Annotated in this window: 19 protein-coding genes; 8 read left to right on the top strand and 11 right to left on the bottom strand. The window is 30.0% G+C overall.

Translation table 11 applies throughout. The features are described 5' to 3' along the window. Window positions 1-159: 159 nt before the first annotated feature. The 6 genes from WHD08_RS14905 (at window position 160) to WHD08_RS14880 (ending at window position 9,840) form a co-directional block, all read left to right on the top strand. A complete protein-coding gene (locus WHD08_RS14905; protein ID WP_340833857.1) occupies window positions 160-1,203 on the top strand; it encodes an acyltransferase family protein in 1,044 nt (347 codons plus the stop codon). Further along, window positions 1,181-2,686, top strand: a complete 1,506-nt coding sequence (locus WHD08_RS14900) for a phosphoethanolamine transferase (protein ID WP_208890276.1) — start codon at window positions 1,181-1,183, stop codon at window positions 2,684-2,686. The genes WHD08_RS14905 and WHD08_RS14900 overlap by 23 nt, the downstream gene beginning before the upstream one ends. Window positions 2,687-2,803: 117 nt before the next feature. Next, complete coding sequence (locus tag WHD08_RS14895; RefSeq protein WP_208890277.1) at window positions 2,804-3,784, top strand: pyruvate dehydrogenase complex E1 component subunit beta; 981 nt, start codon at window positions 2,804-2,806, stop codon at window positions 3,782-3,784. Between the two features lie 243 nt (window positions 3,785-4,027). After that, the gene (locus WHD08_RS14890; protein WP_208890278.1) at window positions 4,028-6,538 is read left to right on the top strand and encodes a DUF5686 family protein; all 2,511 of its coding nucleotides are present in this window, start codon (window positions 4,028-4,030) and stop codon (window positions 6,536-6,538) included. 111 nt (window positions 6,539-6,649) lie between these two features. Continuing rightward, window positions 6,650-7,201, top strand: coding sequence for an inorganic diphosphatase (locus WHD08_RS14885; RefSeq protein WP_244183298.1), 552 nt, complete (start codon window positions 6,650-6,652; stop codon window positions 7,199-7,201). Window positions 7,202-7,491: 290 nt separating this feature from the next. After that, window positions 7,492-9,840 carry a sodium-translocating pyrophosphatase gene (locus WHD08_RS14880; RefSeq protein ID WP_208890279.1) on the top strand — a complete coding sequence of 783 codons (2,349 nt, stop codon included), beginning with the start codon at window positions 7,492-7,494 and terminating at the stop codon, window positions 9,838-9,840. 121 nt (window positions 9,841-9,961) lie between these two features. On the opposite strand, the gene WHD08_RS14875 is transcribed toward WHD08_RS14880, so the two are convergent. Further along, the gene (locus tag WHD08_RS14875) at window positions 9,962-10,123 is read right to left on the bottom strand and encodes a DUF1328 domain-containing protein (protein ID WP_165732137.1); all 162 of its coding nucleotides are present in this window, start codon (window positions 10,121-10,123) and stop codon (window positions 9,962-9,964) included. Window positions 10,124-10,463: 340 nt separating this feature from the next. On the opposite strand from WHD08_RS14875, the gene WHD08_RS14870 reads away from it, so the two are divergent. Continuing rightward, window positions 10,464-11,489: a helix-turn-helix domain-containing protein gene (locus WHD08_RS14870; RefSeq protein ID WP_165732135.1), complete on the top strand. Its 1,026-nt coding sequence runs from the start codon at window positions 10,464-10,466 to the stop codon at window positions 11,487-11,489. Between the two features lie 19 nt (window positions 11,490-11,508). Here WHD08_RS14870 and WHD08_RS14865 read toward each other — a convergent pair whose 3' ends face one another. The 5 genes from WHD08_RS14865 to WHD08_RS14845 form a co-directional block, all read right to left on the bottom strand. Then, window positions 11,509-11,709, bottom strand: coding sequence for a DUF6327 family protein (locus tag WHD08_RS14865; RefSeq protein WP_165732134.1), 201 nt, complete (start codon window positions 11,707-11,709; stop codon window positions 11,509-11,511). 24 nt (window positions 11,710-11,733) lie between these two features. Next, a complete protein-coding gene (locus tag WHD08_RS14860; RefSeq protein ID WP_165732132.1) occupies window positions 11,734-12,081 on the bottom strand; it encodes a hypothetical protein in 348 nt (115 codons plus the stop codon). A 3-nt stretch (window positions 12,082-12,084) separates the two neighbouring features. Further along, window positions 12,085-12,417: a YtxH domain-containing protein gene (locus WHD08_RS14855; protein ID WP_165732130.1), complete on the bottom strand. Its 333-nt coding sequence runs from the start codon at window positions 12,415-12,417 to the stop codon at window positions 12,085-12,087. Between the two features lie 155 nt (window positions 12,418-12,572). After that, window positions 12,573-14,183, bottom strand: coding sequence for a phosphoenolpyruvate carboxykinase (ATP) (gene pckA / locus WHD08_RS14850; RefSeq protein ID WP_208890280.1), 1,611 nt, complete (start codon window positions 14,181-14,183; stop codon window positions 12,573-12,575). 90 nt (window positions 14,184-14,273) lie between these two features. After that, window positions 14,274-14,657 (bottom strand): DUF423 domain-containing protein, encoded by a 384-nt coding sequence (locus WHD08_RS14845; RefSeq protein WP_165732126.1) that lies wholly within the window; start codon window positions 14,655-14,657, stop codon window positions 14,274-14,276. Between the two features lie 70 nt (window positions 14,658-14,727). Here WHD08_RS14845 and WHD08_RS14840 point away from each other — a divergent pair, with 70 nt between their 5' ends. After that, complete coding sequence (locus WHD08_RS14840; RefSeq protein WP_208890281.1) at window positions 14,728-16,095, top strand: saccharopine dehydrogenase family protein; 1,368 nt, start codon at window positions 14,728-14,730, stop codon at window positions 16,093-16,095. A gap of 236 nt (window positions 16,096-16,331) precedes the next feature. On the opposite strand, the gene WHD08_RS14835 is transcribed toward WHD08_RS14840, so the two are convergent. From WHD08_RS14835 to WHD08_RS14815, 5 genes are all read right to left on the bottom strand, one after another. Continuing rightward, the gene (locus tag WHD08_RS14835; RefSeq protein ID WP_208890282.1) at window positions 16,332-17,051 is read right to left on the bottom strand and encodes a tRNA1(Val) (adenine(37)-N6)-methyltransferase; all 720 of its coding nucleotides are present in this window, start codon (window positions 17,049-17,051) and stop codon (window positions 16,332-16,334) included. Between the two features lie 142 nt (window positions 17,052-17,193). Then, window positions 17,194-18,144, bottom strand: a complete 951-nt coding sequence (locus WHD08_RS14830; RefSeq protein WP_208890283.1) for an MBL fold metallo-hydrolase — start codon at window positions 18,142-18,144, stop codon at window positions 17,194-17,196. 16 nt (window positions 18,145-18,160) lie between these two features. Then, the gene (locus tag WHD08_RS14825; RefSeq protein ID WP_208890284.1) at window positions 18,161-18,709 is read right to left on the bottom strand and encodes a RidA family protein; all 549 of its coding nucleotides are present in this window, start codon (window positions 18,707-18,709) and stop codon (window positions 18,161-18,163) included. A 52-nt stretch (window positions 18,710-18,761) separates the two neighbouring features. Further along, window positions 18,762-20,825 carry an amidohydrolase family protein gene (locus WHD08_RS14820; protein ID WP_208890285.1) on the bottom strand — a complete coding sequence of 688 codons (2,064 nt, stop codon included), beginning with the start codon at window positions 20,823-20,825 and terminating at the stop codon, window positions 18,762-18,764. 42 nt (window positions 20,826-20,867) lie between these two features. After that, the gene (locus tag WHD08_RS14815) at window positions 20,868-21,989 is read right to left on the bottom strand and encodes an FG-GAP repeat domain-containing protein (protein WP_244183299.1); all 1,122 of its coding nucleotides are present in this window, start codon (window positions 21,987-21,989) and stop codon (window positions 20,868-20,870) included. Window positions 21,990-22,066: the final 77 nt, after the last annotated feature.

The raw sequence follows: 22,066 nt of genomic DNA, 5'->3' as shown, positions 1-22,066 counted from the left end.
CTATTTTTATACTTTTTATCTGCAACGAAAATACATAATTTTTTAAAAAAATACTATGCATGCATAGTATTTTTTTGAATTATTTAACTTTTTCGCATTATGAAGACACATTTATTTAATAAAATGTAAAAAAAGTCTGTTCTTTACAGTTAAAACAAAATTAATACTAAAATAAAATTTCAAAAAAACATCAACGCTCTAGTTTCAAACCAAAAAAGAATAAATTGGATTGACCAAATTAAAGGTTTTGGTATCATTCTAGTTGTTTACGGACATAATTTCCCTGTAATCGAAAATTATATTTATAGTTTTCACATGCCTTTATTTTTTTTAATTGCGGGCGTTTTTCATCCTAAGAAATCTAATTTCGAGATCGTTAAAAAAAGGGTTCAACAACTTTTAGTGCCATACTTTCTCTGGAGTTTTATACTTTTTTTCTTTTGGTTATTTTTAGGTAGAAAATATGGAGAATCAGCAGCTTTAGATCTATCCCCAATTAAAAATTTTATAGGTATTTTTTATGCTCAAGGAGACATCGACTATATGAATTGGGGAATTCCAATGTGGTTTTTACCATCCATTTTTTTAACTTTTCTTATTTTTTGGTTGATAAAAAAATTCATTCAAAACAAAAAAAAACAATTCCTAGTCATAATTATTAGTGTATTAATAGGTTTTTTAATTCCTAGATTCACAAACATAAACTTGTTCTGGAGCTTAGACGTTTCTTTAGTTTCTTTAATTTTTTACACCTTTGGCTATTACACTAAAAACTATTTATTTTTTAATAAATGGAAAGGAGAAAAAACCTCTTTTTTTATTTTGGGTATACTTCATTTAATTTTTTCTTTATTCCTTCTACAAGAAGTAGACATGTATAGATCTACATATGGCAATGAGTTTTTATTTATTATAAATGCACTTGTAGGAGTTCTCTTTTGGTGTAACCTTTTTAAAGTGTTACCTATTTTTAAATTCTTATCCTTTTTCGGAAAAAATACCATACCAATTTTAGCTATGCAAGTAAGATCTTTAACTTTTATAAAACTAGTGCTCGTTTTAACTATAGGATCTAGTGTTTTTAACTTTACCGAACTAGAAAAAATAGTCTTAGTCCTTTTTCAACTATTATTAATGTTTCCTATTTTATTATTAATCAACAAATATGTACCCTTTTTAAATGGAAAAAATAAAAGTATATAAAAAAGAAATTCTATTTCATTTACTACTAAATATCTTTGTAGCTCTATTTATAACAATTGCCTGTTATGTTCATGTACCTTTTGGTACTGTAAAAGCATTTTTTATCTACGTAATACATTTTCTGCTACTTCAGTTTTCTGTATTTGGTTTTATATATATTTTAAGTTTATTTAAAAGAGTATTTATCCTACTTTTTCCTATTCTATTTTTAATATGTGCTTGTTTATCATTTTGGGTGTACACACAAGATATTAGTATCGATTTTGGTATGATTCAAGCCATTTCTGAAACCAATTTAGATATTGCCGTAGATGTATTTAGTTGGCTATTTTTAGGCTATATACTGCTTGCTACGCTTGCTGTATTTATCATTTTAAAAAAATTTACAAAACTTGAAAAGAACACTATAAAATCGCCTTTATTTATTTTATCTATACTTGGAATAATCACATTTTTCATGGTTGAAAATTATCGTTTTGGCGCTCTTAAACGAAGATTACCGTACTCTGCTTTTTTTAGTGTAAAACAATATTTAGCAAAAACCGATTTAATTTTAGAAGAAGTAGATAAACATATTGTGAGTTCTCAAGACGACCTACATATTGTTTTTGTTCTTGGAGAATCGGTAAGAGCAGATCACCTTTCTTTAAATGGATATCACCGGAAAACAACTCCTTTATTAGAGCATCAGAAAAATATAATTAGCTATAAAGATGTCTATACTCCTTTAACTTATACTGCTATTAGTGTACCACAAATTCTAACAGATAAATCTATTACAGATACTTTAAACACCGCGACAAGTTTGTATAGTGTACTTAACCAAGCAGCTTTTAAAACAGAATGGATTGGAAATCAATCTTTAGAAAAAAGCTACGAAGACATTGTGAACACCAATGATAAAATACAAATTATAGATAAATTCCATTCCGTTTTAAGCTTTAAAAAAGAAAAGGATTTAGAGATATTAAATAACATAGATCTTACTAAAAATTTTAAAGGAAATAAAATAACAACCCTTCATATGATAGGGAGTCATTGGTACTACAATAGCAGGTTTGATGAAAATTCTACCGTGTACAAACCAATAGTAACGAGTAAATATGTAGGATCTTCCTCTAAAACAGCAGTTATAAATTCTTACGATAATACCATTTTATATTTAGATTCTTTTTTAAATAAAATTATCGAAGATTTAAAAAAGTCTTCTAAGAATACCATATTAATTTACCTATCAGACCATGGAGAAATTTTAGGTGAGGACGGTAAATGGTTTCATGCTCAAAAACATAAAGCCTCAGAAAACCCTGCCATGTTGGTCTGGTATTCTGAAAAATTTAAACAAAAAACCCCTAAAAAAGTAGAAAATCTTTATTTGAACAAAAACAATTCAATCTCCACAGATTTCCTATTTCACAGCATCCTTGATTTATCTGATATAAAGGAATTTAAGCACACAAAATCTCTTAGTATTTTCAATTAAAAATAAAAATATTAGTGCTGATAATAATTCATCTAATTATTTATTTTTTTTTGAGTATTTTTATTCTCATAATTCCTTACTTTTGCAATTGAAATTACTAATTACAATTAATACTAGATGAAAACAGTTCAATTCAGAGAGGCAATTTGTGAAGCCATGAGTGAAGAAATGCGCAGAGATGAAAGCATTTATTTAATGGGTGAAGAAGTTGCAGAATATAATGGTGCCTACAAGGCATCTAAAGGTATGTTAGATGAGTTTGGTGCTAAACGTGTTATAGACACACCTATTGCTGAGCTTGGTTTTGCTGGGGTTGCAGTTGGTTCTGCAATGAATGGTCTTAGACCAATTGTAGAGTATATGACTTTTAACTTCTCTTTGGTTGGTATTGATCAAATTATAAATAATGCTGCTAAAATTAGACAAATGTCTGGTGGACAGTTTAATTGCCCAATTGTATTTAGAGGACCTACAGGTTCTGCTGGTCAATTAGGTGCTACACACTCACAAGCATTTGAAAACTGGTTTGCAAACACTCCTGGTTTAAAGGTTATTGTACCTTCTAACCCTTATGATGCAAAAGGTTTATTAAAAGCTGCTATTAGAGATGACGATCCGGTTATTTTTATGGAGTCTGAGCAAATGTATGGTGATAAAATGGAAATTCCAGAAGGAGAATACATTATCCCTATTGGAGTTGCAGACATTAAAAGAGCAGGAACAGATGTAACAATCGTTTCTTTCGGAAAAATTATTAAAGAAGCTTATAAAGCTGCTGACGAATTATCAAAAGAAAATATTTCTTGTGAAATTATTGATTTAAGAACAGTACGTCCAATGGATCATGCTGCCATTTTAACATCAGTAAAAAAGACAAATAGATTAGTTATTTTAGAAGAATCTTGGCCATTTGCTAGTATTTCTACAGAAATAACTTATAGAATACAAGAAGAAGCATTCGATTATTTAGATGCTCCTATTAAAAGAATTACTACTGCAGATACTCCTGCTCCTTATTCTCCTGTTTTATTTGAGAAATGGATACCAAATTATAACGATGTTATAAAAGCGGTAAAAGAAGTGATGTATAAAAAATAAAACAACTTCAATAAATTAATAAAAAAGGCTAATAAATATATTTTATTAGTCTTTTTTTTATTTGGATAAATTCAAAAAAACACTTCTACACTATCTAAATCTCACGTATTTCTACTTTTAAAGACTACATCAATCAAAATATCTTTTTTTTAGTAAGGACGTAAATAATACACCGACTAGAAAATAATTATTTGAAGATTACGTTATCTAATTCACAAAAAACAACAAGAATTATTCTTACTAATGAAAATAAAATTCGCTTTAATTTATACTCTATTATTTTCTATCTCTTTATTAGCACAAACAAAAGTAAAGGGAATTATAACAGACACAGACAACACACCTCTTCCCTATTGTAGTATACAATTTAAGGGCTCTATAGAAGGAACTACGAGTGATGAAAATGGTGGTTTTTATTTTGAATCTAAAGAAACTTGGAAAGAAATAGAAGTATCTTTTATTGGCTATAAAACACTAATAGTTCCTTTAGAACACAGAATTAGCTATAACTTAAAAATTACACTTGAAGAAGAAACAGATGCTTTAGATGAAATTATAATAGCAACAGGAAAACAACCAAAAAAGAACAATCCTGCAATAGACATTCTTAGAAAAATTTGGGCTCAAAAACGTAAAAATGGTTTAACCCATTTTAATCAGTATACCTATAAGAAATATCAAAAGGTAGAATTTGATTTAAATACTATTGATGAAAAATTAAAAGAGAAAAAAATATTTAAAGGATTAGAGTTTGTTTTTAAAGATGTAGATACCTCTAGTATAACCGGAAAAACTTTTTTACCAGTTTTTTTAAATGAAAACCTTACACACGTATATGGAGACAATACTTTAAAGAAAGAAAAAGAAGTTTTAATTGCAAACCAAAACTCTGGTTTTAGTAAAGATCAACAGCTTATAGATTATGTAGATGATTTATATGCTGAATATGATATTTATGATAATTATTTAAAAATCTTCGATAAAAGCTTTGTGAGTCCATTGTCTAAAACAGGAATCAACAACTATAATTATGTTTTAGCAGACAGCTCTTTTATAGGTAAGAAATGGTGTTATAATATTATTTACTATCCTAGAAGACAAAACGAACTTACTTTTAAAGGTAATTTTTGGGTAAATGATTCCACATTTGCTGTAAAAGAAATTAATTTACAAGTAGTAAAAAATGCCAATATAAACTGGGTTAAAGATGTCTATATAGAGCAAGAGTTTGAATTGTTAAATGATTCTATTTTTGTATTAAAAAGAGACTACCTATTATCTGATTTTTCACTTAGTAAAAAAGATAAATCAAGAGGAATTTATGGTAAAAAGACAACCATTTATAAAGATTACGTTTTTAATAAACCGCTAAAAGATGACAGCTTTTATGATAAAAAAGTTTTTACTCCAAACAACGACTCCATTTATAGTAAATCTAGAGAGTTTTGGGACAATAATAGGTTAGAAGAACTCAACAAAAATGAAAAAGGTATTTATAAATTAATAGATACCTTAAAAACGGTTAAAAAGTTTAAAAACATTAACAAAGCTGTTCAGACTTCGTACTCTGGATACTTTGAAATTGAATCCTTAAACATAGATTATGGCCCTATTTTTTCTACTTTTGGCTATAATGATGTAGAAGGATTGCGAGTAAGAGTCGGGGCAAGAACTTACAAGTCTTCTAATGATTTATTTAGACTAGAAGCCTATACTGCTTATGGTTTAAAGGATAAAAATTTAAAATATGGTTTTCAGGCAAAATGGCTTCTAAATGAAAAAAATAGGTTCATAATTACAGGTGGAAAGAAAAATGATATAGAACAAATTGGAGCTACTTTAACTGCCAATACAGATGTTTTAGGGAGAAGCGATGGTTCTTCATCGTTAATAAGCACTGGTACCAATGATAAACTAACAAACATTAATATTACTACGCTAACAGGAGAAATAGAACCAGCACCAAATTTAATATTAAAGCTTTCTGCAAATTATAAAACACTAAGTTCAGCTTCAGATAGTTTTAGTTTAGACTATAATGATGTTACTGCCACATCGGGTATTTCATCTAACATAAGACAATTAGAAACCGTATTTTCTATGGGATATTACCCTAAACGAAAAATGTCTGGTTTCGGAGTACAGAGAGAGCCTGCAAATACAAACTACACAAAATACTTTACTCAAATAACAAGAGGAACTAAAGATATTTTTGGTAGTGATTTCGATTATACTAAAGTGCAGCTTTCTTTATTTAAATTATGGGAAATTGGCGGTCTAGGAAGGTTAAAAACTTCTTTAGAAATGGGACAAACTTTTGGGGAAGTTCCTTTAGGATTATTAAGTGTTGCTCCAGGAAATCAAACTTATTTTATGTTTAATAATACCTTTAACCTTTTAAATTTCTACGAATTTGTAACAGATAAATATGCTTCTTTTCATTTAGAGCATAATTTTAATGGTAGAATTTTTTCTAGAATTCCGTTGTTAAAAAAGACAAAATTAAGAACTGTAATAGGTTTTAAAACCTTTTTAGGAGATATCTCTGACAAAAACGTTGCATTAAATACAACTGGTAATAGTTTTGAGATCCCCTTAACTGCTCCTAATCAAGAACCTTATTATGAATATAGTGTTGGTGTTGCTAATATTTTTAAGGTATTACGAGTAGATTTTAACTTTAGAGGAAACTACTTTGATAATTCAGAAGCAAGAAAATTTGGAGTAACGGCAGGGTTGCTATTTAATTTTTAAAATAAGATATTGAAGCGTTTTAAGAACCAAATCGAAATCCTTTGCGTAAATTTATGCCCTCAAAACTAAAATAAAATTTAATTTATAACTATTTTTGTGTAAAACCAAAAAATGAAAGAACCTAAGACAATGAGTAAAGAAACGAAAAAACCAGTAACTTTTGACGTACTGATAGAAATACCAAAAGGAAGTAGAAATAAATATGAGTATGATTTTACTTTACATAAAATTAGATTCGATAGAATGCTTTTTTCTTCTATGATGTACCCAGGTGATTACGGATTTATTCCTGAAACTTTAGCATTAGACTCAGATCCATTAGATGTATTAGTTTTAGGTCATCAACCAACCTATCCAATGGTTGTTATGGAAGTTAGACCTATTGGAGTGTTCTATATGACGGATGAAAAAGGTCCTGATGAAAAAATAATTTGTGTACCTGTTTCTGATCCTATTTGGAGTAACAAAGAAGATATTGCAGATTTAAATCCTCACAGATTAAAAGAAATAGAGCATTTCTTTCAAGTTTATAAAGACTTAGAAAAGAAAAAAGTTGATACTGGTGGTTGGGGAGATGCTACTGCAGCAATTAAAATTTATGATGAATGTGTTAAACGTTATGATGATAGCGAACACAAGAAAAAAAGAACATTTACGATATAAGTAAATTTCTATAAAAGCAAAAAGCACCTTAATTTTTTAAGGTGTTTTTTTTTGATCAAATTTTAAAAAATCAATAGTATTTATATCGATTATAGTTATCAAAAAAAACATGATAATATTAAAATTCAATAGGATTTACCAACAAAACTGACATAAGTCATAGTATAGATAATATAAAATAAACGGGTATTAAATATATAATCTTTAATTTATGTAGACTTTTTTTATTAATTTAATTTAACTATTTTTAACAATGTTAAAAAAAATATAACTTAAATTAACTAGATAATATGGAAATAATCGTAAAATTTCTACCACTATTTGGTGTGGTAGCATTGCTCTTCGTTTTTCTAAAAAGCGGTTGGGTTTCAAAACAAGAGGTTGGTGATGAAAAAATGTCTCGAATTGCAAAAAACATTGCAGATGGAGCAATGGCATTCTTAAAAGCTGAATATAAAGTTTTAGCAATTTTTGTAATTGCTGTAGCCATCTTACTTTTCTTTAAAGGAAATACAGAAGTAGGCTCTAATGGAATGGTTGCAGTCTCTTTCATTATTGGAGCAATTTGTTCTGCTTTAGCAGGTTTTATCGGAATGAAAGTAGCAACCAAAGCAAATGTTAGAACAACACAAGCAGCAAAAACCTCATTAGGTAGAGCATTAGAAGTCGCTTTTGCAGGAGGTGCAGTAATGGGTTTAGGAGTTGTTGGTTTAGGAATTTTAGGATTAAGTAGCTTGTTTATGCTGTACCAATCGATGTGGCCTGGAGCAGAGAACTTAACATTAGTATTAAATGTATTATCTGGTTTTTCATTAGGTGCGTCTTCAATTGCATTATTTGCACGTGTTGGTGGTGGTATATACACAAAAGCCGCAGATGTTGGAGCAGATTTAGTTGGTAAGGTAGAAGCTGGTATTCCAGAAGATCATCCTTTAAACCCTGCAACTATTGCAGATAATGTAGGTGATAATGTAGGTGATGTTGCTGGTATGGGAGCAGATTTATTTGAATCTTATGTTGGTTCTATTATTGGTACAATGGTTTTAGGTGCTTTTATTTTAACACCTGATTTTGATGGTCTAGGAGCAGTTTATTTACCGCTAGTTCTTGGAGCTGTAGGAATTTTGATGTCTATTTTAGGTACATTTTTTGTAAAAGTAAGAGATGGTGGAAATCCGCAAACAGCTTTAAATATTGGAGAATTTGGTTCGGCAGGTTTAATGGTTGTGGCTTCCTATTTTATAATCACAGCTTTAATTCCAGAATCTATAGAAGGTTTACCTTTTGGAGCAATGGGTGTTTTTAAAGCAACAATAGCTGGTTTAGTAGCTGGCTTAGGTGTAGGAAAAATAACAGAATATTATACCGCTACAGGTAAAAAACCTGTAATGTCTATTGTAGCGCAATCGGAAACTGGAGCAGCAACAAACATTATTGCTGGTTTAGGTGTGGGGATGATGTCTACAATGATTCCTATTCTTTTAATTGCTGCTGCAATTATAGTATCTCACTATTATGCAGGTTTATACGGTATTGCTATTGCAGCAGTAGGTATGTTAGCCAATACAGGTATTCAATTAGCAGTAGATGCATACGGACCAATTTGTGATAATGCAGGTGGAATTGCTGAAATGGCAGAATTACCTCATGAAGTAAGAGAACGTACAGATAAATTAGATGCCGTTGGTAACACAACTGCCGCGGTTGGTAAAGGATTTGCAATTGCTTCTGCTGCCTTAACCGCTTTGGCTTTATTTGCTGCTTTTATGAAAACAGCAAATGTTGTTGCTATTGATGTTTCTCAACCTCAAATTATGGCTGGTTTACTTGTTGGAGGAATGTTACCTTTTGTATTTTCGGCTTTATCTATGAATGCAGTGGGTAGAGCAGCAATGGCTATGATTGAGGAAGTTCGTCGTCAGTTTAGAGATATTCCAAAGTTAAAAGCTGCCTTAGAAGTAATGCGTAAGTACGATTCTGATATGACAAAAGCTTCTAAAGAAGATAGAGCTATTTTTGATGCTGCAGATGGTGTAGCAGATTATGGAAAATGTATTGATATCTCTACAAAAGCATCCATAAGAGAAATGGTATTACCAGGTTTATTAGCAATCGTGGTACCTGTAGCTGTTGGTTTTATTGGTGGCGCAGAAATGTTAGGTGGTTTATTGGCAGGTGTTACAACTTGTGGTGTTTTAATGGCAATCTTTCAATCTAACGCAGGTGGTGCTTGGGACAATGCTAAAAAAACAATTGAAGAACAAGGTAAAAAAGGAACAGATGCTCACAAAGCAGCCGTTGTAGGAGATACTGTTGGAGATCCTTTTAAAGATACTTCTGGACCTTCTTTAAACATTCTTTTAAAATTAATGTCTGTTGTAGCTTTAGTTATAGCTCCTAGTATTGCTTTAAATAGCACTGCAATTTCTGATTATAATAATACTAATAAAGAAGTAAAAATAGAAACTACTCAAACTTCTACAGATTTATCTAGCACAATAACTTCTATAACTATTGATGAAACGAATACTCAAGAAATTATAAAAAAAGAAGCTAAAATTGAAAAGAAAGCAAAAGAGGCAGGAAAAGTAGCAACTGTAAATGTTGTAAAAAACGAAAAAGAGGTTACTATTCAATAATAATTAAGAATTTACACTTCAATTCATAAAAAAAGCATCCATTCGAAATTTTCGAAAATGGATGCTTTTTACTTTTAACAAGTATTATATGCCCATATTAAATTGGGATTAAAAATAAGAATTATACTTTTTTTCTTCCTGTAATTAAAGATATTAAGAAAAGAATAATGAAGATTACAAAAATAATTTTAGCGATTCCTGCTGCAGTTCCTGCAATTCCTCCAAATCCTAAAACACCTGCTATTAATGCGATTATTATAAAAGTGATTGTCCAACGTAACATAATTTTAATATTTTAAATGAACGTTTGTTTACTTTAATGATGCCAAACGATGTACATCTATCTAATTTTTTTTCAACTAACTAACTAACTAACTAACTAACTAACTAACTAACTGTTATACAAATATATCTCAATTAAGCTTTAGTTGTGATTGCATATAATCTAAATTTTAACTCATTTAAGTTTTTATACTTTACTTAAATTATTGTTAAATATTTTAACGAGCATATAAAAAACTTGAAATATTGATAAAAAAGTCAACTTTGTTATTAAAATTTAAACTATTTTTATTTTTTGTACTGAACATTAAATAATTGTTCCTTTAAAACACTTTGCTACAATGATTGAGATTGAAATAATTGCTGATAGTGACAAAGATTTACTAGAGCAAATTGCTATAAAAATAGGAGGTTCTGTTACTAGTAATTGGAGTGAAAATGTACTTACAATTAATAATGAGAACGCTATTGGAACAATTAAATTTATACCTTTCGATTGGGGTGTAAACTTGTTAGATTTTGATATCAAACTACACAAAGAATTTATTTTTAAAATTCAAGCAGTTCCAGAATTTAATCCTCTTCGATTTATGTACCCTTCATTTGGTTCTTTTAAACATCGATTTGGTATTGATAATAAAGAAAGCAAAATAGAACAATTTCAATCCTTAATTTTTACAAATAAAACAGATGGTTATAATTATATCCATTTACCTAAGAATGAAAAAGTAGAAATTAACCTTATAGAAATTGTCAGAAAGAAATTTCTAAAAAAAAGAACTACAAACGTTTCTACATTAAATGAAAAATTATATGAAGTTTTCGTAGATACAGATCATGATCACAGATTTATAAATTACGGTACGCTTAATTTAAAAATGGCCGATATAATTGCCCAAATAAAAAACGTAAAGGGGAAAGGAATGTTGCGTATTCTTAAAATTGAAGCTAGAGTTTATGAAGTATTATCTTTACACATACAACAACACAATAGACTTCTAGAAGGTGTCCCTTTACCTAAGTCCATTGCCAAGGATGAGTTAAAAATTGTTCGTAAATTAGGTAAAACAATTGTAAAAAATCCTGCTAAAAACTATACATTAGAAGATCTTTCATTAACTTCTGGTTTAACACAAGCAAAACTTCAAGATGGTTTTAAGTTTTTATACAACAGAACTGTTACAGAGTATATAAGACATATTCGTTTAGAGTCTTCAAGAGATCTTTTAAAGAATACAGATTTAAATATATCTCAAATTGTTTATAGTATTGGATTTAGTAGTAGAAGTTACTTTTCTAAAATTTTTAGAGAAAAGTATGGAATTACTCCAAACGGATTTAAGAAAAAATTATTATCCGTTGTGTAACTCCTTTATAAATCAACTACTATTTAAATATTTTCTTAATAAACATTAAAGTTCCAAACTTCCCTAATGTAGTAACAACGTTGCTTATTAGGGTCATAGGTTTTATACTTTCTTCAAAATCACTTTTAACCAATTTAAGTTCTTCTAAAGCAATTTGTTTTTCTAATGACAGCTGCCTTAAATCAGTATTTATTTCTTCAAAACTTTGATATATTTTCATTTTCGTTTTTTTAGGCATTAGTGATTAGTCATAGAATATTTTAGACACTTTAGATATTACTTTTTTCTCAAAAGATTTTCTCGAAAGATAAATAACTATAGAAATAACAAAGAAAAATAATCCCACAAATAAATATCCTAAAGCCGCGTTTTCGAGAAGTTCTCCCAAAGCAATGGCACTAGAAATTGCCAAAAATATAAACCCTAAGACAGATAAACTTCCTATTACAAAAAGTTTAACTATCATACTTAGGGTTAAAGCTGTTACTTGAAATGCCTTTAACTTTGAATACTCTATAGTTTTGGATACATATTCTTTACTAGCTTCAGTTCCTTTATCTGCGGAATTTTTTATATTGTCGAATATGCTCATCGATTAGGCAGATTTTTGTAATTTTTTATTTTGTTCTTTCAACTCTTTCAATTTTTTCTCTAAAGTTGAAATTACATCTTCTGCTTTATGACTAACGTTAGATACTACATTTTCTAATTGAGTGTCTAAACTTTCTTTTTGACCTGCTACTGAAGATGATACTTTATCCGTTAAATCACTTGCCGTATCTACTATCTTATCTTTTGCAGCTAATGCTTCATCAGAAATTCTTTGTCTAGTTTTTGCTCCTTTATCTGGTGCAAATAAAATACCCAATGTTGCTCCTATTACTGTTCCTGCTAATAAACCTACTACTGTATTGCTACTATTGCTCATAATTTTGTTTTTTTTTGATTAATATAACTTAGTGTGTTTCACTTACACAAAGATACATTATTAACAACCTCGTTATTAACTCTATAAATTTAAATCTTAGCTCAAACAAAAAAGCACCTCAAATTGAGGTGCTTTACTAAAAAAAAACAAAACTACTAAAAAGCATATCGCTGAGGTCCACCTCTACGTATATCTTCACTTGCAACTTCTTCAAATTGCGTAAAATTATTTCTGAATGCATTAGAGAGTTTAAATGCCGTCTTATAATAAGCTTCATCATTATTCCAAGTAGACCTCGGACTTAATAATTCTGTTGGCACTCCAGGACATGATCTTGGTTGCGCAACACCGAAAACAGAATGTATATGATAATCTTCATATTTATAACTTCCTAAATCGCCATTTAAAACAGCCGTAATCATTGCTCTTGTATATTTTAAGGGCATTCTTCTACCTACTCCATATTGTCCACCAGACCACCCTGTGTTAATCAACCAAACATTTACACCAGCATCTTTCATTTTCTTACTTAGCATTTCTGCATATCTTGTTGGATGTAATGGCATAAAAGGAGCACCAAAACAAGCAGAAAAACTTGGTGTTGGTTCCGTAACTCCCGCTTCTGTACCTGCTACTTTTGCTGTATAACCAGAAATAAAATGATACGCAGCTTGGTTAGGTGTCAATTTAGAAATTGGAGGTAAAACTCCAAATGCATCCGCAGTTAAAAAGAAAATATTCTTCGGATTTTTTCCTATGGATGGTACTTGTATATTCTCTATATGATGAATTGGATAACTAACTCGAGTATTCTGAGTAATAGAAGTATCTGCAAAATCGATAACTCCTTTATCATCCATAACTACATTTTCTAAGATTGCACCTTTTTTAATAGCTGAAAAAATTTCTGGTTCTTGTTCTGCTGATAAATTAATCACTTTTGCATAACAACCACCTTCAAAATTAAACACCGTATTTTCTGCCGTCCAACCATGCTCATCATCACCAATTAAACTTCTATCCGGATCTGTAGATAATGTAGTTTTTCCCGTACCTGATAATCCGAAGAAAATAGCAGTATCACCATCTTTACCAACATTTGCAGAACAATGCATTGGTAACGTATTTTTAAAAACTGGTAGAATGAAGTTTAAAGCAGAAAAGATTCCTTTTTTAATTTCACCTGTATAACCTGTTCCACCTATTAAAGCTATTTTTTTACTGAAGTTTAAAATAGCAAAATTGTGTTGGCGTGTTCCATCTACTTCTGGGTCTGCCATAAAACCAGGTGCATTAATAATTGTCCATTCCGGAGAAAATGTTTCTAATTCCTTTTCTGTTGGGCACAAAAACATATTGTACGCAAACATATTACTCCAAGGATGCTCATTTACAACTCTAATATTTAATTTATATTTTTCATCGGCACAAGCATAACTATCTCTTACAAAAATTTCTTTTTCTGATAAATAATCAACGACTTTAGTATACAGTGCATCAAATTTATCCGACTCAAAAGGAATATTCACATCACTCCACCAAACCTCATCTTTAGTTACTTCATCTTTTACAATAAAGCGATCTTTTGGTGAACGACCTGTAAATTCTCCTGTATTAACCGCTATAGCACCTAAAGAAGACACTTTTCCTTGTCCTTTTTTTAGAGTTTCACTATGTAGCTCGTCTGAGGTTAACTGATAGCGAACTGTTGCATTTTTGATTCCTAGACTATTTAACGAAATCGATTTCGTATTTGTATCTACCATATCAATATTTTTAATTATTTATAGATTAATTGCTGACAAAATTACACTTTAATTCCAAACAGCAACATATCTTACAATAAAATTATCAATTTATTTACTATTTCGATATTTCTTTAAGAATATCATAATCATTAAAAACCAACCAATTATTAATGTCAATCCTCCTAGAGGCGTTACAAACCAAATAGATTTTGCTGTAATTGGCGTTAAATGAATCGCATAAATAGAACCAGAAAAAAGTAAAATCCCTAAGAAAAAAATATAGCTAATATTATTTTTTTGTGAAGTAGTAAATCCGTCATAAATATTGATAAATAACAACACAATTACGTGATACATTTGATAACGAACCGCAGTTTCAAAACTCAACAACTCTGCACTAGTTAAAACTTCTTTTAAAGCATGTGCTCCAAAAGCTCCTAAAACAATGGCTAACATCCCTAAAACACATGTAATAATTAAATTTTTAAACATTTTAAATGGTTTTTGTTAAATTTTAAACAAAATTACTATCTTCGTAAGACTACAAAAATAAGATATATTGATGAAAAATATTCTAATTATTGGTGCAGGAAAATCAAGTTCTTTTCTAATAAAGTATTTGTTAGAAAAATCTGATGAAGAAAACTTAAAAATAACAATTGGTGATATTTCTACTGAAAACGCAGACAAGCTTATCAACAATCATAAAAATGCAGAAAGCATCATTCTAGATGTTTTCAATACCGAGCAGCGTCAAAGAATCATTAAAAAAACGGACGTTGTTATCTCCATGTTACCCGCAAGATTTCATATTGAAGTAGCTAAAGACTGTATTCTTTTTGGCAAACACATGGTAACAGCTTCTTATGTTTCTGATGAAATGAAAGCTTTAGATAAACAAGCTAAAGAAAAAGGTTTGATTCTGATGAATGAAATTGGGTTAGATCCAGGAATTGACCATATGAGCGCCATGCAAGTATTAAATAATATTAGAAACAAAGGCGCTAAAATGTTGTTATTCGAATCTTTTTGCGGAGGATTAGTAGCCCCAGAAAGCGACAACAACCTATGGAACTACAAATTTACTTGGAACCCAAGAAACGTGGTTTTAGCAGGACAAGGCGGAGCTGCAATGTTCATACAAGAGAGTACCTATAAGTACATTCCGTATCATAAATTATTTAGAAGAACCGAATTTTTAAAAATTAACGATCATAAATTTGAAGCTTACGCCAATAGAGATTCATTAAAATACAGAAGTGTTTATGGCTTAGATAATATACCAACTATGTACCGTGGAACGATAAGAAAAGTAGGTTTTTCTAGAGCTTGGAATATTTTTGTGCAATTAGGCATGACAGACGATTCTTACACCATAGAAGATTCTGAAAACATGAGTTACCGAGATTTTGTCAATTTATTTTTAGCCTACTCTCCTTCTGATTCTGTGGAATTAAAATTACGTTCTTACCTTAAAATAGATCAAGATGATGTTATGTGGGAAAAACTAATTGAGCTTGATATTTTTAATCCGAAGAAACAAATTGGTTTGGTAAATGCTACTCCAGCTAAAATGCTTCAAAAGATATTAGAAGATTCTTGGACTTTGCAAGAAGCCGATAAAGACATGATTGTAATGCAACATCTTTTTGGTTATGAATTAAACGGAGAAAAACATCAAATAGAAAGTAGTTTAACCGTAATTGGAGAAAACCAAACGTATACAGCCATGTCAAAAACAGTAGGTTTACCTGTTGCAATTGCTGCTTTAAAAATTTTAAAAGGAGAAATTAAAACTCCTGGAGTGCAACTACCAATTACCAAAGAAGTCTATGAACCTATTTTAAAAGAATTAGAAAATTACGGAATAAAATTTACGGAGAAAGAAGTTCCTTATTTGGGGTATAATCCTAATTATGTGGTTGGATAAGGGTTGTTATTACACCGAGTTGCACGGAGTATTTTCGCGGAGATTCACAGAGTAAAAATCTTTTTCTTTGCGCCTTTTGCGGATAAAACCCATACGTATGTCATTGCGAGGAAGAATGACAAAAAACCTAATTATGCAAAAGAATAGCGCTAGTTATTACACAGAGTTGCTCAGAGATTTTTCACAGAGATTCACGGAGTAGAAATAATATCTTTGCGCCCTTTGCGGTTAAACACCTACATTTTCAAATAAAAATCCTTGGTCAAATTAATATAATCTTCAGTATATTGATGACGTGCAATTTCTATAATCAAACTTTCTTCTTGTAATTCAGACTCATTAAAAGAAAATTCCAATAGACACCTTTTAATTTCAGAAGTTTCATTTCCTTGAACTCGACAAATTCTATTCAAAAATAATTGATTTCCCTTTGTAAGATTGATGAAATTTTCTTCCTCCTTAAAAGGAATCACCACACAAAACTTCCCGTTTTTAGATAATATTTTAGAAACACCTACAATCAGCTCTTCAAAAGAAAGTGAAGATGTAAAACGTGCTTTATTTCTAGCAGCATCATCAGTTTCAAAATCGTCATTATAAAATGGTGGGTTCGAAACAATTAAATCATAGGTTTCTTCCTCTTCTGCTATTTCTTCTGCAAATTCATTAAAAGTTGCATTATAACAATATAAACGATCTCCCCAATCGGATTCTTCAAAATTAGCTACTGTTTGTTCATATGCATTTTCATCAATCTCTACAGCATCAATTGTCATAGCGTCCGAACGCTGCGCAATCATTAAAGAAATAACGCCTGTACCAGCACCAATATCTAAAATAGTATCCGGATAATCATCAACAGAACACCAAGCGCCTAATAAAACGCCATCAGTACCAACTTTCATGGCTGTTTTATCTTGATGAACGGTAAACTCTTTAAATTTGAATGGTTTCATATATGGAATTAAAATAGCGATAAAAGTACTTTTTTTTATCAGAAGGAAAAGAGCTATTTTAATTTAATGTTTAGAATAAATAACTTTTCTATCACTTAGTATTAAAAAACAAGTGACAGAAAAATTATCTTTAATGTTCTCTTTATTTTATAATTATTGTTTCTAAATGTACAGGAACAATCACTTTAGATTTTGGCGATGCTAATTTTACTTCTTTTAAAAATGGTTTAATTTTTTTATCAATTGCACTCTCTTGAGTAAATCCGTAAGGAACTCTAAAATTATCCCAATGTGTTGGAATGACTATTTCAGGAAAGTTTGTTAACTGCATTAAACGTTCTGTATATTTATAAATTTCTAATCTAGAAAAATTAACTCCTGGTAAAATAATATCTGGTTTTAAACCTGCTACTTCTCTTTCTAAAAAGTTCATAGAACCTGCCGTTAACACTTTATGATTTTTAAAACGAATTAAAAACATTAACGATTTACCTTCAATAAAATCTTCTAATTTTAAAGGTAATTTCACCTCTTCATTATGCATTCTAGAATCATAATAATGCTTATCATCTAAAGCAGAATGAATAGACGGAATTACTCTTACAGAAAATTCATCAAACTGATAATCTTCTCCTCCTCTTACTCTAAGTAATTGCTTTTCTGGAATACCATACGCTTTTAAAATCTTACAACTTGTTTCTGTTGCAATTACTATTGCTCCTGTTTTTTTTGCGATATAAGGAACGTCTGCCAAATGATCTAAATGCGAATGATGCACTAAAATATAATCTACTTTATTTGTTAATACTTTATTGATTGTTGCCGTATCGGAAACATAAATATCTGACGGATAATAATTTTTTCGAGTATCTTCTTTACTGTTTGATGGACTATCTCCTAACTTTAATCTAGAAATATATGGATCGACTAAAATATTTAAATCTCCCTCTATCATTTCCCAACCTGCACCTCCAAAATATTTTAATTTTAATTCTTGGGCTTTACTATTTTGAGTAAAACTTAAAACGAATATCAATAAGAAGAAAGACTTTACTATTGAATCTATTTTAATTTTTCTATTATATATTTTCATATCTTATTTTTTATAATTAATCGTAAACCTCTACAATAAACTCAATTTCTACCGCTTGTGCTCTAGGTAGTGAAGCCATACCAACTGCAGCTCTTGCGTGTTTTCCTTTTTCTCCAAAAACATCAACCATTAAATCAGAAAAACCGTTAACTACTTTTGGTTGATCTAAAAAATTAGGGTCTGAGTTTACAAAACCTAAAACCTTTACAATACGTTTTACTTTATTTAAATTGCCTAGCATATGTTTTAAAACGGCTAGTTGATTTATTGCTGTTAACCTTGCAGCTGCATACCCTTCATCAATAGAAATATCTTGTCCTAATTTTCCTGTTATTTCTGTTCCATCTACACGTTTTGGACCTTTTCCTGCCAAGAAAATAAGATTTCCTGTTCTTACTCCGTTTACATAATTTGCAATGGGTTGCGGCGGACTTGGCAATACAATATTTAATTCTTTTAATTTTGCCTCTGGATTGTAATCTTTATCTGGCATTTCTTTTGACTCTTGCTTAGCACAACCAATCATTAAAAGAGCAACAAAAAGTAACTTTATAATTTTACTCATAATTTTAATATTTAATTTCTTTTGTGTTTTTATTAATTTTTAAACCTTAAAACTATTCCGCTGGTTTAAAATCTGCTGCTTTCCATAACGGATTACTTTTGTAATAATTTCCGTTAGTAACAACTGCAGAAACTGTTCTAATATTAGAAATATCTTCTAAAGGATTTTTATCTAGAATTGCAATATCTCCTTCTTTTCCTATTTCTAAAGTTCCTGTTTTATCTCCTAATCCCATTGCTGTTGCTGGTATAATTGTAGCTGTTTTTATAGCTTCTAACGGTGTCATTCCTCCGTATTTCTGATATGTTTCTAACTCTAAATACAAACCAAAAACAGGTACAATATTATCTGTTCCTGCAACAATTGGCACTCCTGCCTTATAAAATTGACCAAGAATTCCCATTGCTTTTATATAATCTGCTTTTGCCGTTTCTGCTATTTTTGCAGATAAACCTGTTCTAAATCTTTTTCCTTCAAATAATTCATACGCTATTCTATCAGAAAATGGTTCTATGGTTTCTAAAACAGATCCTTTAGTCATTGCTCTTGCTACATCTAGAGCAATTGTTGGATCTAAAACTGTTTTATGCTTTAATAGATAAGCAATAGCTTCGTCTATTTGTTTCTGCGAAATATCATTTTTATTGATATAATAACTACCTAATTCCTTAATTGTTTTACCAGGAAATAATACCGTTAAAATTCTAGACCTATGACTTAACATATCCATTCCTGCATCAATAGCACCACGTGCATTACCAATTTCTTTTGGCACATGACCTGTAATAGACATGCCTCTTTTATGTCCTTCTTCTGCCAATACTTTTGTTAATTCTGAACTTACTGAAGAGTAAATTTTTATTTGTTTGTATCCGTTAGAAAAATATAAATCTGCTACTTTTTTAGCCTCTTCAACAGTTCTTGCTCTTACAACTCCGTTACCTTGTATTCCGGCTCCGTCTGTCATACCTGCTAATAAAATATCTGGTCCGATTGCGCCTTCTTTTGCAATGGCATCTCTAAATGAGGTTGCAAATTCTAGCTCATTTCCGTTATCACGAATTGTAGTAACACCACCTGCTAAATATGCTGGTGCCCAATCTACTTGATTAGAATGCGCATGCATATCCCACAAACCAGGAATTAATGTTTTTCCTTTTACATCAATAACTTCTGCTCCTTCAGGAATTTCTACTTCAGAACGTTTTCCTATTTTAGAAATCGTTCCGTCTGTAATAATTAAAGTCATATCCTCTTTAGCAGTGTTGCTAAGTCCATCTACAATATTTCCTCCAACAAATGCTTTTATTTTTGCTTGAGTACCTTTTAAATCTTTAGTGAATTTTGATAACGCAGCCATTTCTTCCTCTACATTTCCTTGTACAAAAAATGGTTTTGCTTCTTCGTAACCTTCTTTAATATATTCTCTAATTTGTGTATTTGCCTTAACAAGTGCCACTAAATTATTTGCTTCATCTACCCAAATAGTTCTTCCTCCCCAATTGATACCTTCTACAACATATCTTTTTAAAGGTACTTTTTCACCTTTAATTTGTACGGTATCTTTTTGAATAAAATTCATGGTAATTTCTCCTCTTGGTATAGTAGGAATACTTCCTGTACCACCTTGTTTAAAATAATATTGATATAACATCATTTCTACACCTGCAGGAATATTACTATGAACCGGAAAAAAATCTATATTTTCCTTTTTTACAAAATCTCTATTTTTTTCCCAAACAGAAATTCCATCAGCAGTTTTTTTAACTTCTAAATTAACAATTGTATCATTTTTTGTAATACGTCTATTTCTGTAAGAAGAAGGATTTAAATTTATATCTAAATGTAACTCTGCTTCTACTCCTGTAATTCTACCTCTTTCGTTTTCTCCTTGAAGTGATTTTACAATAATTGAATCTTTAGTTGATGTAATAGAATAGGTTTCTTTACCAATTAAAGATTGTCTTCTATATACCAAGAAAGCACCTTCTTCGTTTATGTTTTCCCATTTTGATGGAGTACTTGTAGAACATCCTGTAACTAGAAGCAGCACACCTAATTTTAATAAGTAACCTGCTTGTTTCATTTTATGCTTTGATTTATTTTTATATATCATTTTATATTTTTTAAGAGTTATAAATATCAATCTTGATTAAAATCAAGGAAATTTTGGAGTGAATTTATTAAAGTAAAATTGATTTAATTCGCCTGAATTACTTTCTATAATATCTAGTTTTTTATCACCATTTAAATCAAATGATAAAATATCATATGTACTAAATTTCTCGTCATTTAACTGAATTTTAGTCCAACTTGTGCCGTTATTAGAATTGATAAAAACATTATTTGGTGACCCAGTATTTCCTATAATAATGTCTGTTTCTCCATCACCATTTAAATCGCCAATAGATAAAGAATATGATTTATCTGAACTTGTATCAAAAACAATTTTACGTTCATATGTTCCTTTTTTACTTCCAAAATAAATAACATTAGGCTCGCCTATATTTGCAGTAATAATGTCTTTATAACCATCTTTATCAATATCTATAACTGCTACAGATCTTGTAACATCATTACCAGTTCCGTAAGGGATTTTTTCATTGAAGTTTAATTTCCCGTCGTTTAAATAAACATAATTTGGTTGGTCATCTCTATTTGCTAAAATTAAATCTAAATAGCCATCACCATTCATATCCGCAACCTCAACATCTATGGTAGAATCTTTTTTGTTTCCAAACCCAATAACCTCTGTAAAAACACCTTTTCCGTTATTTAAACAAATCTCGTTTTCACTTCCTCTATTGGTTATTAAAATATCCATATCGCCATCGTTATCTAAATCTGCAACAACAATATTTCTTGTAGGATTATATTTTGCGCCAAAACTAGCGCCTTTGGTAAAATTTCCTTTACCATCGTTTATAAAAATGTAATTAGGTGCCATATCATTACCAACAGCAATATCTAAATATCCATCGCCATTAAAATCTGCAAGCTCTGTAGAGTAACTTGTTTCTTGTTCTGTTCCTAAATTTTTAGAAACTGTAAAAATTCCGCGACCATTATTTATAAATATTTTATTTTGTCCTGGCCAATGCCTACCATTAGCAATAACAACATCTAAATCACCATCACCATCAATATCACCAATTCCCATAGAAGCTGTTCGTTCTTTATGGATGCCCAGAATAGTTCTATTACTATTATAAAATTTTGATTTTTGAGAGTAACCAGAAAGCATGCAACTTGTAAAAAGTGCAAATAATATGTACTTCATAATTTAGCTATTAATTAGTTTAAGTATACTATTGTAAGTAAATAAGTCTCTTTTTATAGACATCTTATTTATGTTAA

The sequence above is a fragment of the Polaribacter sejongensis genome (genome assembly GCF_038024065.1).
GTDB lineage: Bacteria > Bacteroidota > Bacteroidia > Flavobacteriales > Flavobacteriaceae > Polaribacter > Polaribacter sejongensis.
The sequence above is the reverse complement of the archived record's forward strand: the minus strand, read 5'-3'. Positions and strand labels throughout refer to the sequence as shown.